Annotated in this window: 11 protein-coding genes; 5 read left to right on the top strand and 6 right to left on the bottom strand. The window is 58.6% G+C overall.

All coding sequences use genetic code 11. The features are described from left to right. The first annotated feature begins 77 nt into the window (after nt 1–77). The 3 genes from RTM13_RS01895 to RTM13_RS01885 all read left to right on the top strand — a co-directional run bounded on the left by RTM13_RS01895 (nt 78) and on the right by RTM13_RS01885 (nt 3,593). A complete protein-coding gene (locus RTM13_RS01895) occupies nt 78–1,520 on the top strand; it encodes a D-aminoacylase (protein WP_312209645.1) in 1,443 nt (480 codons plus the stop codon). A gap of 9 nt (nt 1,521–1,529) precedes the next feature. Beyond that, entirely contained in the window at nt 1,530–1,925 is a 396-nt protein-coding gene (locus tag RTM13_RS01890; protein ID WP_312209643.1) for a RidA family protein, read from the top strand. 180 nt (nt 1,926–2,105) lie between these two features. Continuing rightward, complete coding sequence (locus RTM13_RS01885) at nt 2,106–3,593, top strand: sodium:solute symporter family protein (RefSeq protein WP_312209641.1); 1,488 nt, start codon at nt 2,106–2,108, stop codon at nt 3,591–3,593. A gap of 19 nt (nt 3,594–3,612) precedes the next feature. Here the strand turns inward: RTM13_RS01885 and RTM13_RS01880 are convergent, their stop codons facing one another. Beyond that, nucleotides 3,613–4,476, bottom strand: a complete 864-nt coding sequence (locus RTM13_RS01880) for a MurR/RpiR family transcriptional regulator (protein WP_312209639.1) — start codon at nt 4,474–4,476, stop codon at nt 3,613–3,615. 315 nt (nt 4,477–4,791) lie between these two features. Between RTM13_RS01880 and RTM13_RS01875 the strand changes: the two genes are divergently transcribed. Both RTM13_RS01875 and RTM13_RS01870 read left to right on the top strand, forming a co-directional pair. After that, a complete protein-coding gene (locus RTM13_RS01875) occupies nt 4,792–5,412 on the top strand; it encodes a response regulator transcription factor (protein WP_312209637.1) in 621 nt (206 codons plus the stop codon). Between the two features lie 49 nt (nt 5,413–5,461). After that, nucleotides 5,462–5,866 (top strand): hypothetical protein, encoded by a 405-nt coding sequence (locus tag RTM13_RS01870; RefSeq protein ID WP_312209636.1) that lies wholly within the window; start codon nt 5,462–5,464, stop codon nt 5,864–5,866. Between the two features lie 3 nt (nt 5,867–5,869). On the opposite strand, the gene RTM13_RS01865 is transcribed toward RTM13_RS01870, so the two are convergent. The 5 genes from RTM13_RS01865 to RTM13_RS01845 all read right to left on the bottom strand — a co-directional run bounded on the left by RTM13_RS01865 (nt 5,870) and on the right by RTM13_RS01845 (nt 13,047). Continuing rightward, nucleotides 5,870–11,449 (bottom strand): AAA family ATPase, encoded by a 5,580-nt coding sequence (locus tag RTM13_RS01865; RefSeq protein ID WP_312209635.1) that lies wholly within the window; start codon nt 11,447–11,449, stop codon nt 5,870–5,872. Then, entirely contained in the window at nt 11,446–11,832 is a 387-nt protein-coding gene (locus RTM13_RS01860) for a response regulator transcription factor (RefSeq protein WP_312209633.1), read from the bottom strand. The genes RTM13_RS01865 and RTM13_RS01860 overlap by 4 nt, the downstream gene beginning before the upstream one ends. A gap of 45 nt (nt 11,833–11,877) precedes the next feature. Continuing rightward, nucleotides 11,878–12,132 carry a XapX domain-containing protein gene (locus RTM13_RS01855; RefSeq protein WP_312209631.1) on the bottom strand — a complete coding sequence of 85 codons (255 nt, stop codon included), beginning with the start codon at nt 12,130–12,132 and terminating at the stop codon, nt 11,878–11,880. Nucleotides 12,133–12,134: 2 nt separating this feature from the next. Further along, the gene (locus RTM13_RS01850) at nt 12,135–12,296 is read right to left on the bottom strand and encodes a DUF1427 family protein (RefSeq protein WP_312209630.1); all 162 of its coding nucleotides are present in this window, start codon (nt 12,294–12,296) and stop codon (nt 12,135–12,137) included. 61 nt (nt 12,297–12,357) lie between these two features. Further along, nucleotides 12,358–13,047, bottom strand: coding sequence for a hydrolase (locus tag RTM13_RS01845; RefSeq protein ID WP_312209628.1), 690 nt, complete (start codon nt 13,045–13,047; stop codon nt 12,358–12,360). Nucleotides 13,048–13,081 lie beyond the last annotated feature (34 nt).

Here is a 13,081-nt window from a genome sequence, read left to right as displayed (position 1 = left end):
TTTTGCGTAGTTTTCCACTGTTTTCCCAGCTTGTAAATGGTTAACTTGGCAACAGAACAGAAAGGGAATGAGGTGTTATGAAGCATGACTGGCTTTTCCAAAACGCCACCGTCATCGACGGCAGCGGCGGACCCGAATACCGCGCCGACGTGGCGGTCAGCGGCAACCGCATCGTGGAGATCGCACCAGCGATCCACCCTCAGGCGGAGCATATTATCGATGCCTCGGGCAAAGTGCTGTCGCCTGGCTTTATTGACGTGCATACCCATGACGATACCAACGTTATCCGCATGCCCGATTACCTGCCGAAAATCAGCCAGGGGATCACCACCGTTATTGTCGGCAACTGCGGCATTAGCGCCGCGACCGCCACGGTGCGCAGTGATGTACCGGACCCGATGAACCTGCTGGGCGAGAAAGAGCATTTTATCTACCCGACGGTCGACGCTTACGCCCACGCGCTGGAAGCCGCGCGGCCCGCCATCAACGTCGGGACGCTGATTGGCCACACGACCCTGCGTAATAACCACATGGACGATCTGTTCCGGGCGGCAACAGCGGATGAAATCGCCGCCATGCGCCAGCAGCTGCGCACGGCGCTGCAACAGGGCGCATTAGGGATGAGCACCGGGCTGGCTTACGCCACTGCTTTTCACTCATCCACGGACGAAGTGATGGCCCTGGCGGAAGAGCTGGCGGCGGAAAAAAGTATCTATACCACGCACCTGCGCTCTGAGTTTGAACCGATTCTGGAGGCGCTCGACGAAGCGTTCCGGATTGGCCGCCACGGCAAGGTGCCGGTGGTAGTGTCACATCATAAGTGCGCCGGGGCGAAGAACTGGGGACGCACGCGGGAGACGTTGGCATTTTTCGACAAAATGCGCCAGCACCAGGAGATCGCCTGCGATTGCTACCCCTACTCTGCCAGCTCCTCGACGCTGGATCTCAAGCAGGTGACCGACGAATTCGACATCGTCATCACCTGGTCTGAGCCGCACCCGGAGCAGGCAGGCAAAACGCTACAGCAGATAGCGGACGGCTGGCAGGTAAGCCTGCACAGCGCGGCGGAGCAGCTGATGCCCGCCGGGGCCATTTACTACAACATGGACGAGCAGGACGTGCGCCGGGTGCTGCGCTATCCGGTCACGATGATCGGTTCAGACGGGTTGCCGAACGACCCGATGCCGCACCCGCGCCTGTGGGGCGCATTCCCGCGCGTACTGGGCCATTACTGTCGCGACGAGAAGCTCTTCCCGCTGAATATGGCGGTGCATAAGATGACGGGCATGTCGGCGACGCGCTTCCAGCTGCCGCAGCGGGGCCTCATCAAAACCGGCTACTATGCAGATCTGGTCCTTTTTGATCCGCATACTGTGCGCGACGTCGCCAGTTTTTCGGATCCCAAACGGCCCGCAGAAGGCATCGACGCCGTGATGGTGAATGGCGTGATGAGCTATGGCCAAAATAAAAAGATTACAGGACGCGCAGGACGTTTCCTGCGTCGACAAACCACAGAATGAGGAGCAACGATGAGCATTAAGCGTTATGGCACCGAAGGCGGTACCGGTACTGGCGGACAGCACCTGCCGTTTGCCAGGGCAGTTGAGGCAGGCGGCTGGCTGTACGTCTCCGGCCAGACCCCGATGAAAAATGGCGAAGTAGTGGAAGGCGGCATTGTCGATCAGTCCCGGCTGGCTATCCAGAACTGCGTGGATATCATGACCGAAGCGGGCTATAGCCTGGCGGATGTAGTTCACGTAAAGGTGATCCTTACCGACGCCCGCTATTTTCAGTCGTTCAACAAGGTCTTCCGGGAATTTTTTGGCGATCACCCGCCTGCCCGCATCTGCTGCGTCGCAGACCTGGTCGTGGATTGCAAAGTTGAAGTTGATGTGACCTGCTACAACGCCGATCGCATTAAATAGTCTCCTCTCCCTTGCGCGCAAGGGAGATCGCATATTTATAAAAAACGCTATCGCGGTACCCCGGCAATATGCATTTTGCCTGTACTCTCGGATCCCCTGCGCCTTTTTTCAGGTGACCGGTCCTGTTAACACATCCGTTTCGCGCAGACGAAATAGATTAACGATATCTGGACGTGAGCAATGAATAATATCTCTTTTCTGGTCTGGTTCACCCTGTATGCCTGCGCCATGATTACGCTCGGCTGGTATGTTTCGCGGCATCAAAAAAATGGCGATGACTTTTTGCTGGGCGGGCGTTCGTTACCGATGATATTAATTCTGGGGTCGACCGTCGGCACGATGGTCGGTACCGGATCGAGCGTAGGCGCAGTAGGCTTTGGCTATACCAACGGCTGGGCCGGGATGCTGTATGGCCTCGGCGGTGCGGTAGGGATTTTACTGGTTGCCTGGTTATTTGCACCGGTACGTAAATTACGCTTTATGACCATGAGCGAAGAGATCTCTTATTACACAGGCGGCAGCAAGATTGTTAAAAACGTGGTCGCCGTACTGATATTTATTGCCTCTATCGGCTGGCTTGGCGCACATATTTTAGGTGGCGGATTATATCTCGCCTGGGCCAGCGGAATAGACATTAACGTTGCCAAAATTATTATTGCTCTGGCGTTTGTGGTGTATGTCGGCATTGGGGGTTATTCCGCCGTGGTGTGGATCGATACCGTGCAGTCTATCATCCTGTTTGTCGGCTTTATTTTAATGGCCGTGCTGGCAGTGAATCATGTCGGCGGCTGGGAGAATATTCAGCATGCCGTCGACCCTGCCGCGCAGAGTTTGTTTGCGGTAGATAAACTTGGCATCCTGCCCGCCTTCTCGTTGGCGATGGTGATCGGCGTCGGCGTGCTGGCGACCCCCTCTTACCGTCAGCGCATCTATTCGGCAAAAACGGTGTCGTCGGTGCGCCAGTCGTTTACCATCACCGGCCTGCTTTACCTGCTCTTCTCCTTCCTGCCCGCGATTATCGGCATGGCGGTCTGGACGATGAACTCGCAGCTGGATAACAGCGGCTTCGCCTTCCTGTTCGCGACCCAGGTCCTGCCCCCGGTGCTGGCGATGGCAGTGTTGATTGCAGGCATGTCTGCCAATATGTCCTCCGGCAGTTCGGATGCCATTGCCGGTGTATCAATCATCCTGCGCGATCTCTACACCCTGGTAACCGGTCACATGCCTGCCCCGGAAAAAGCCATTCGCCTGTCGCGCATCTTCCTGGTGCTGGTGATCGCCCTTGCCCTGCTGTTCGCTCTGACCTCTAACGACATCATCAGCTATATCACCAAAATGATCTCGATGATTATGTCAGGCATGTTTATCTGCTCGATTCTGGGCCGCTTCTGGAACCGCTTTAACTGGCAGGGGGCGCTGGCCGCGCTGGCGGGTGGTGCAGGTGCGTCGGTCGCCGTCTTGATGGACAGCGACTGGCTCGCCTTCTGGGGCAACCCCTGCGTGCCGTCGGTGCTGACCAGCCTGGGTTGTGCGGTGGTGGTGACGCTGGTGACGCCTGCCAGCGCGCTCAGCCGGGAAGAGGCATTGGCGCTGATTACCCGTGAACGCGAGAGCCAGCCGGACGCGCCGCCGCTGCCAATCGGCAAACGCAAACCGTCAGAGGGCTAGCGAAGCATGTCGGCGTGGATCAGTCCCCCAGCGGCTGACGATCCACGCCGCCACGGTGGCTGTCCAGCGCCAGCTTGATACGGCGCAGCCGATCTTTGGTCTGCGCCTTGTTGGCCATCGCCAGTTCGGTGGCCAGCACGTCTACCATCGCCAGCATGGCATAGCGGGAGGTGCTGGGCTTAAAGATGTAGTCGTTTTCCCGCACCAGCAGGGGCAGCACCAGGTCGGCCTGCTCCGCCAGCGGCGTCTCCAGCGGCGTAATCGCGATCACTTTCGCCCCGTACTGCCTGGCAATCGCCGCACTCTCAATCATCTCCGGCGTATAGCCGCCGAGCGACAGCACCAGCACCACATCCTGCGGGGCAACGGCGGAACACATCATCCGCACCAGCAGGCCATCGCTCTGGCTGACTATCGGCAGGCCAAGGCGGAAAAAGCGGTATTGCAGCTCCTGCGCGCAGATGGTCGAACCACCTCCCATGCCGATGGCGAGAATTTGCCGCGCGTGGCTGAGCCAGCTGACTGCCTTGTTCAGCGCCTCGCCGTTGAGCGCCCGGCGGTTGGTCTCCAGTACGCTGATGATCGACTCGTAAATCCCCTGCACCCCTTCAAGGTCCGGCACGTCGAGGATAAATCGCTGCCCTACCGCCAGCGACTGCGCCAGTTTCATCTTCAGTTCACGTACGTCTTTGCAGCCCAGCGCGCGTGCAAAGCGGGTGACGGAGGCCTGGCTGGTATCGGTCAGGCGCGCCAGTTCGGCAATAGGTAAATCCGCCGCCGTGGCGACGTCATCAAGAATGAACTGGGCAATGCGCTTTTCCGTAGCGGTCAGCTCCATAAAGCGGTCGGTGATGCAGGAGATAATGTCGATCGTATAAGCCATGCGTAGCGTCAGCGTTCAGGGAAAGGTTGGTACTTTGTATCATAATTTGCCTGCCCACTGTCAGCCACTGTAACCTGATAATTACGCCTCTTTTTTACCAGCGCTCAAACATTAATCGTTATTCGTCAATAGGTTACTTAATTTCATCCGTTCGGCCTATTTTCAAGATGATAATGAGAATTATTGTGTTACTATCCGGTTATTATTTGGTAAACGTGAGTGTATGTGTCTGTTATATAAGACAACAAAATCGTTATATGCTTTCTTAATAACCAGTTTAGATGCATGCATACACGTTGATGGCAAGGACTACTCATGGATCCTATTGTTTATGTAGTAGATGATGATAATTCGGTAAGGCAATCTCTGGTCAGGTTGTTAATGGCAGAGGATTATCGGGTTGCAGACTTTCCCTCAGCGAAAGCCTTTCTCTCTCATGCGTTTCGGCCGGAGCCAGGCTGCCTGATCCTCGATATGAACATGCCGGATGCCGACGGTTTTGACGTCACCGAATCGTTGACCAAGCTTGGCTATCTTATTCCCGTTATCTTTCTTACCGGGTTCGGCACTATTCCGCTGTCCGTGAAGGCGATGAAGGCCGGTGCCTATGAGTTTATGACCAAGCCCGCTGTGCCGGGACTGCTGCTCAAGGCCGTGGCGGATGCGCTGGCGCTGGCGGAAAAAAACATGGGTGCGTCGCAGGAGATCCAGACGCTGACCAGCCGCTATGAGTCGCTGACCCCACGCGAGAAAGAGGTCTTCCAGTTAGCCATTGGCGGCCTGCTGAACAAGCAGATCGCCACCGCCATGGGCGTCAGTGAGATCACCGCCAAAGTGCATAAAAAACGGGTAATGGAAAAGATGGACGTGCGCTCGCTGGCGGATCTGGTCCGTTGCGCGGAGCGTCTCAATATCGTGAAATCGCAAAGCCGTTAGCCATCGTGCTGTGGCCTTTTGTTAACGTTAAAGTCTCCAGGAGAAACTGATGACCCGCCATTCCGCAACTGAGTCTCGTACGCAGCTAAAGACCCTTTCATCCGCCCTGAGAAAATTGCATAAGACGCTGGTCGATCTGGAAACCAGACGTTTTGGCAATCCCGGCAACGCATTTGAGCATCTGCAGCTGTTGACCAGCCACCCGCAGTTTGCCTGGCTGCGGCAGCTCTCCGAGGTTCTGGTCGAGATTGACGAGCGTCTGGACGATAAAGAGCAGCCGGTAGATGACGCGGCGGTGGAGAGCGTACGTAAAACGCTCGCCAGCCTGCTGGGCACGGAAAACAGCAGTGAGTTTCGGCAGAAATATCTTGATGCCCTTCAGGAGTCGACCGAGGTCGCGATGGCGCATGGCGAACTGCGTAACCGCTTATCGCAGCTCGCCCCCTCCTCCTGACGGCTATTCGCCCTGCCCGTCATGCACCGGCAGGGTAAACCAGAATCGGCTGCCGTGACGCTCGCCTGAGGCCGCCTGCAGCCGTCCCGCATGGCGCTCAATGATACTCTGGCTAATGCTCAGCCCCATCCCCATTCCCTGCTCTTTGGTGGTGTAGAAGGAGTCAAACAGCCGCTCCTGCACCTCTCCGCTCAGGCCAATCCCGGTATCGGTAACGTCAAGGCGGATGATACCTGGCTCCGGGTTCTGCGAGCTTACGGTCAGGGTCAGCTGACGATCGTGCACCCCCGCCATGGCATCAATCGCATTGACGATGAGGTTGAGCAGCACCTGCTGGATTTGCACGCTGTCGCCGAAGATAAACGCATCCTGGGCCTTCAGCTGGTAGTGGAGCGCGATTTGCTGCCGCTCCAGCTCGCTGCGTGAAAGCGCCACAATGTGATGAACAAGATGATGCAGGTTAAACCGCGAGCGGCTTGATGTCTGATTGCGCGTCAGCGCCTGTAAACCACGAATAATATTCCCGGCGCGTTCCCCCTCGCTGATGATCTCCTCAAGACTGGTGCGCGCCTGAGGGAGCATAGCTGGCTCGCGGCTGAGCCAGCGCAGGCTGGCACCGGCATTGGCCACGATCGACATCAGCGGCTGGTTTATCTCATGGGCGATAGAGGCGGTCAGCTGTCCAACCGTGGTAGCGCGGGAGACGCGGGCAAGATCGGCCTGCGCCACACGAACGGCGTCCTCTGACTGGCGGCGGGCGGTAATATCCGTGATCACGCCGAAATACTCCGCAACGCTGGGCTCATCCCCCACCGGGTTGCCCACCCCCAGAATGTAGCGGCACTCGCCGTCCGGGCGGAAAACACGGAACTCGGCGCGCATTGAGACACCGTTACGTACGCTTTCGGTGACCAGCCCGCTAATGCGCTGATAATCTTCCGGATGCACCAGCGTCAGGAAATCCGCCATAGAGATGGTGCGCTGTCGGTCCGGCAGACCGAGGATCCGCGCATACTCATCAGAGACAAACATCAGGTCCTGATCGATATCCCAGCGCCAGGTGCCGGTGTTGCTGATGCGCTCCCCGAGCATCAGGGAGGTCTGGCTGGCGCGCAGCTCTTTCTCGACCCGCCGCCGCTGGACGTTCTCCTCCAGCAGTTCGGCGTACAGACGCGCCGTTTCAAGCGATACCGCCGCCTGCGCCGCCAGCATCCTGACGATGCGCGAATGCTCGGCGGTGAAAATCTCCGGCATGACGCGGTTTTCCAGGTAGAGTACGCCAACCATTTTGGCCTGTTTGTACATTGGGACACACATTACCGCCGCGCCGGAGGTGACCAGATAGGCGTCCTGGCTGAACGGGCTGAAGATCTCCGGCTTGCCGGTGCGGATCTCCTGCCCGGTGCGCATCACCGCGGAGAGAATCGACAGCGGCATATCGGTCGCAGAAGGCCGCTCTTTAACCAGCCGCACCTTCACGCCGTCCGAGGAGGTCTCCGCGCAGGCCTGGGTTTCCAGCACGTTGTTATCAAGAATGCGAATAAGCAGACCGCGCTGGGCACCTGCCCGCTCAAGCAGCAGGGTCATCAGCGTCTGGATCAGCCTATCAAGGTCGATCTCCTCCGTCATGGCGCGAACTGCTCTGAGCACGCTCTCCAGATCGTGAATGACCTCATTCTGGGCAAAGGCGATGGTGTCGTAGGGGGTGCTCTGTCCAGATGGCGAGAGGTGCGGATAGTGGCGTTCAAGCTGGCGCAGCTTCGCCATCGCGCCCCACCGCCGCCAGGCAGAAAACGCCCCGCGGAAATAGGCTTCGGAGGCCACCTGAAAACCCGCCGCTTTGGCAAAGCCCCCGGCCAGCTCACAGGCCAGACCGTGGATGTGATGAAACTCCGCGTCGCCCGAGAGCTTAATCGCCCGCTCATACTGGGCGATGGCGATGTCATTTTTCCGCTCCAGGCGCGCCAGCTCAGCGCCTATCAACGCCTCTTTATCGGCAAAGGTCGCCGGATTGTGGCGCGCCCACAGTAGGATCTGGCCGTGATGGCCTCGCACCTTTTCCCGCTGTGCGGCGGTCGCGGTCTCCGGCGTCAGGGAGAGCGTCAGCGAAAGCGCGCTGTAAAAATGGTAATCAAGCAGATGGATATACCCCGGTACGCTGTCGACTACCGGCGTGGCCCTCGCCAGGCAGCGGGACGCTTCTGGGTACTCACCCGCCATAAAATGTGCCATGCCGCGATAGAGCCAGAACCAGAACAGCGTCAGAGGGATGTGCTGATGGCCGCGTGCGGCCTCGTCGGCGATCAGCGACTCCGGGAAAACGTCCGCGCCGGTAAAGTTCCCCGAGGCATTGCGCAGGTGATTGACATACAGCCGCTGAAGCAGCAGCAGGATCTCGACATCCGGGAAGCGCAGCTTGCGAATAAAGCCCAGGCCGCGCTCGATGGTGGTCAGCACGCCGTCCAGATGGTCGCCCCGGGTGAGAAAATTCATGGTCTGATGGCGAATGATAAAACAGGCGACGGTCAGATCCCCGTGGTCGACCGAGGCCGTAAAGCAGGTTTTCGCGCTCTCTATCGCCGATCCGATCGGCTTCACCCAGGAGGTCGCAAGGTCAACCGCCAGCAGCGTGCGCCCCTTAAAATTGTTAAAGCCGTGCTGCATCACCAGCTCATGCGCGAGCTGGCTCCAGATATAGCCGTTTTTATACTCGTTGTAGCGGCGACCAATCAGTACGCCATACCAGGCAAACGCCGTCGTTGAGGCACCGCATAATCCCCGATCCAGCGTCATGTGGATAATTTTGCAGAGCAGCAAAAAGTGCAGCCGCGGACAGGCGAAGGCGGCAAACATGCTGGCGCTGATCATCAGGCTCATGATCGCCTCCGCCTCCCGATCCTCCGTTAGCGCTAGCGTCTGGAAGGCGGCGACCGGATCGCCGTCAACCCGGGATTCAATTGACCGCCACGCCTCATCGCAGTCGCGGGCATTGGGGTGGCGACTGAGGTCGATGCCAAAGGCAGCAAGGCTGGACAGGGCCGTCTCCAGCGCCAGCGGCATATCGGACTGGCGCATGTAGATTTCCGCCATCATGCAGGCGGCCACCGCTTTTTGCTGTGGGCGCGGGGCGTGCATCAGCCCCTGGCATAGCGCCAGCGCAGACGGGAGATTGCCCTGCAGAAACTCACACTCCGCCTCGTCGAAATCGAGCTGGAAATCCTCATCCGGCTCTTTGCGCAGCGCCTGCTCTTTTAACAGCTTCGCCGTCCGCAGATAGCGTACGGCAGAGGCGTAATCGCCGGTGTTTTTGGCCCGCTGGGCGGCAAGACGGCAGATCGCGCGGTAGCTGTCCCGCTCCGGCGAAAAGCGAATGACGTTAATGGCCGAGGTAATATGGTGAACCGCCAGGAACAGCCGATCGCTGCTGTCGCTCTGGCCCGCCGCGGCGGTGAACAGGCGTGCTGCAGAGACATTAAGCTGGCTGATTTCGTCAGGTTTAAGCAGCGCCCGCGCCGCCTTGTGCACCCGGTCGTGAGTAAAGGTATATTCATCGCCTGCAAGGCTAATCAGCCGAGCCGACACGGCGGGTTGTAACTGCTCATGAAGGTGTTCCGGGGCAATCTCCTGCATCTGGCTTAGCAATGCAGGCTTGCCCGTTCCTCCCACGCAGGCGAGGCAGCCCAGCAGCCTGCGCGCCTGCGCAGGCATCTCTGCCAGCTGCAGCAGCACCAGGCTTGCCACGTTTTCGGTGTAGTTTCGCGCCCGGATAGCCGGCAGATCGTAATACCACTTCCCCTGCTTTTTGTTATGGGTGATAAGCCCGTCTTTAACAATGCGCTGGAAAAATTCATGGGTAAACAGCGGATTGCCGCCGGTTTTTTCATGGATAAGCGTTGCCAGCTCGTGCAAACCAGCCGTCCGGGTCTGAAAAATGTCCGCCAGCCAGCGCGAAACGGCTTTCACACTCAGCGGCTCCGGCCGGATATCGACCAGATGACGGGCGTCGGCGCGCAGCGTTTTTAGCAGCGGTTGCCCGCTGCCGTCGGGAAACGCGTCGGTATCAGAGTGGGCGACCACCATAAGTAGCGGTAGCGCGCCGCTGGCGCTGGTCAGGTACTCCAGAAGCTGAAGGCTGGCCTGGTCTATCCAGTGAATATCATCAATCAGCAACACCAGCGGGCACTCCGCCGTGGCGAAGGCCTCCACCAGCCGGGAAGCCATCTGGTTGAAGCGCGCCCGGGCATCGGTGGAGTCCAGATCGCCCACGGTGAGGGAGCGGTTGTCCAGCAGCAGGCCCAGCTCCGGCACCAGCTTGACGGCCAGTACCGCATAGCTGCCCAGCGCCCGGGTCAGCCGCCGCTTCCAGTGCGCGACGTCGTCTGCGCCCAGTCCCAGCAGGTAAAGCGTTAAGGAGCGAAAGGCCGAGGCGATAACGGTATAGGGCACCACCGCCGAATACTGGTCTGCTTTGCTGACCGCAAGCAGCACCGGTCGGTTCTGGAGCGTTTTCAGGGCCGAGGCAATAAGCGATGACTTGCCGCTGCCGAGCGGCCCGCTAATGACCACCAGCGAATGGCTACCGCTTTCCATGACCTGGTCGAACGCCGTCAGCAGCTGTTGCTGCTGAGGGTGGGCCAGGTAGAGGTTATCCGGCAAAAAGCGTGCAGGCAGGCGATCCTGCAAGCCAGGGGTAAACGGCGCGATATCACCATTTTCTGTCAGGTTCGCCTGGCAGCGGCGCAGATCGGCGACCAGCCCTTCCACCGTCTGGTATCGATTCGCCGGAGATTTCTCCAGCAGTCGCAGTACGATCGCCGAGAGCATTCCCGGTAGAGAGGCGCGAACCTGGTGCAGGGGCCGGGGAGCGGAGGCGATATGGTGATGCGCCCACTCCGCCTGCCCGCCTTCACTTAGATCGAAGGGCAGCGCTCCGGTCAGCAGCTCATAGAGCACGATGCCCAGGCTGTAGAGATCGCTGCGGCTGTCTACCTTATCGCGGGTGCGGGCAGTGTGCTCCGGCGACATATAGGCCAGGGTACCGCCCGGCACTGTCAGACTCGCCTGGCTGGCGACCTCTGGCGAGCCGGTGGTCAATCCGAATCCGGCCAGCCGGTACGCGCCACCGGGATCGATAAAAACGTTGCCGGGTTTAATATCGCAGTGAACCAGCCCCTGGGCATGCATCTGCCGCAGCGGCGTGCAGAGACTTAACGCCATTGCCAGGAAGTCAGCGATATTGCTTACCCGCAGGCGGGTGGATTGCGCCAACGTTCTGAAGGGAAACGGCGCATAGACCAGGGCGTAGCGACCGTGGTGGCTGGTGGAGCTTATCGGCCTTACCGCCCAGATGCCGGAAAGCTGCATCCGCAGGGCGAACTCATTTTTGAGCAGACGGGTCGCCTGAAACTCTGCTTCATCGCTGGCGGCGCTGGCCAGAATAAAGCTTTCGCCCGAATGCAGCGGATGACACAGCGTCCAGGCGATGCAGCCCTCCTGGGCCAGCGGCGTGAAGATAATGTCGTCGGTTAAGGTAAAAATGTCCCCATTCATCAGCTTTCCGGCGGCAGAGAGTTTCTCGCTCATCGACGCTCCTCACGTAAAGAGAGTTCACGGCGGATATGTTCCAGCAGCGTATCAATATTGATGGGCTTACGTAAACGCGTGACGGCGTCCGACCCCGTGAAAGTCCACTGGCTGTTTTCATCTTCATGTCCGGAGATAAAGATAACCGGCGGCGGGTCGGGTTGCGAGACTACCGAAGAATAAAGCTCCAGGCCGCTCATTCCCTTTAGTTTGACGTCGAGGATCAACAGATCGGCGCTCGCCAGCGCCGAGTCGTCACTGAGAAATGCTTCTGCGGATTCGAAGGCGCAGGTATCGTACCCCTCCGACAGCAGTAAATTGCTTAACCCGCTGCGAACGGAACGTTCATCGTCAACAATGACAATGCGCGGAGAGAACGCCATGCCGTGATCCTCTGACTAAACTCACGCGAAGGTGAGTGGCGCTCCCTACGGTAGGTTTTTGCCTTCGGGGGGAGGAGTGCCGCTGATTTTGGGCACGCATTCATGACGAAACCATGCCAGGGTGACCGGCTGACGGCGTAGAAGACGTCGGCATACCGGAATAAGCTGTTCCCCCACCAGCATCCCGAACAGCCCCAGTAGGGCGATGACCGGTGGTGCAGGCGAATGAACCTGTAATGCGCCATAGATGACGCCAGCCAGAAGGCCGGTCGCCAGCGAAACAACGTATGATTTCAACATATTTAGCCTGCCCAGGTAAAGACGTTGACAAGCTGTTCTCCTGCCAGCATCCCCAGCAGGCCGACCAGCGCGATGGCGGGCGGTGCAGGCGAGCGCACCTTCAGCAAAGCGTAAACCAGACCAATCAGCACACCCGCGCCAAGGGAAATAAACTCTGCATTCATAGCAGCTCCCGTCATGGAAACATAAAAACGGGCCGGAACACACGTCCGGCCCGCATCGGCGTTATTTGTTGGCCGGAACCGGTGCCAGGGTGCGATGTGCGCCCTTCGCGCGGGCCGGTGCTTTGTGCACCATGGTGTAAGCGTAATCAACACCCATCCCGTAGGCACCGGAGTGCTCTTTCACGATATCCATCACCGCGTTGTAGGTCTCTTTGTGTGCCCAGTCGCGCTGCCACTCCAGCAGAACCTGCTGCCAGGTCACCGGGATCACGCCCGCCTGGATCATGCGCTGCATGGCGTAGTCGTGTGCCTCTTTAGAGGTGCCGCCGGAGGCGTCAGCCACCATATAAATTTCGTATCCCCCTTCCAGCATGGCGCACAGCGCGAAGGTGTTGTTGCACACTTCGGTCCACAGACCCGACACCACCACTTTCTTCTTGCCGTTTTTCGCCAGCGCGTCGCGCACTTTCTGGTCGTCCCAGGAGTTCATGGAGGTACGCTCAAGAATGTCGTTCTCCGGGAAGACGTCCAGCAGCTCCGGGAAGGTATTGCCAGAGAAGCTTTCGGTTTCAACGGTGGTGATGGTGGTAGGGATGTTGAAGACCTTAGCCGCTTTTGCCAGGCCAACCACGTTGTTCTTAAGTACCTGGCGGTCGATAGACTGTACGCCAAACGCCATCTGTGGCTGCTGATCGATAAAGATAATCTGGCAATTTTCCGGAGTCAGTACTTCAAGCTTAGAGTTGGTCATGTGAGTTCCCATTGTCGTGTATGTTGAAACGGAT

Source organism: Pseudescherichia sp. (assembly GCF_031979925.1).
GTDB lineage: Bacteria > Pseudomonadota > Gammaproteobacteria > Enterobacterales > Enterobacteriaceae > Pseudescherichia.
This window is presented reverse-complemented; position numbering and strand designations above follow the sequence as displayed.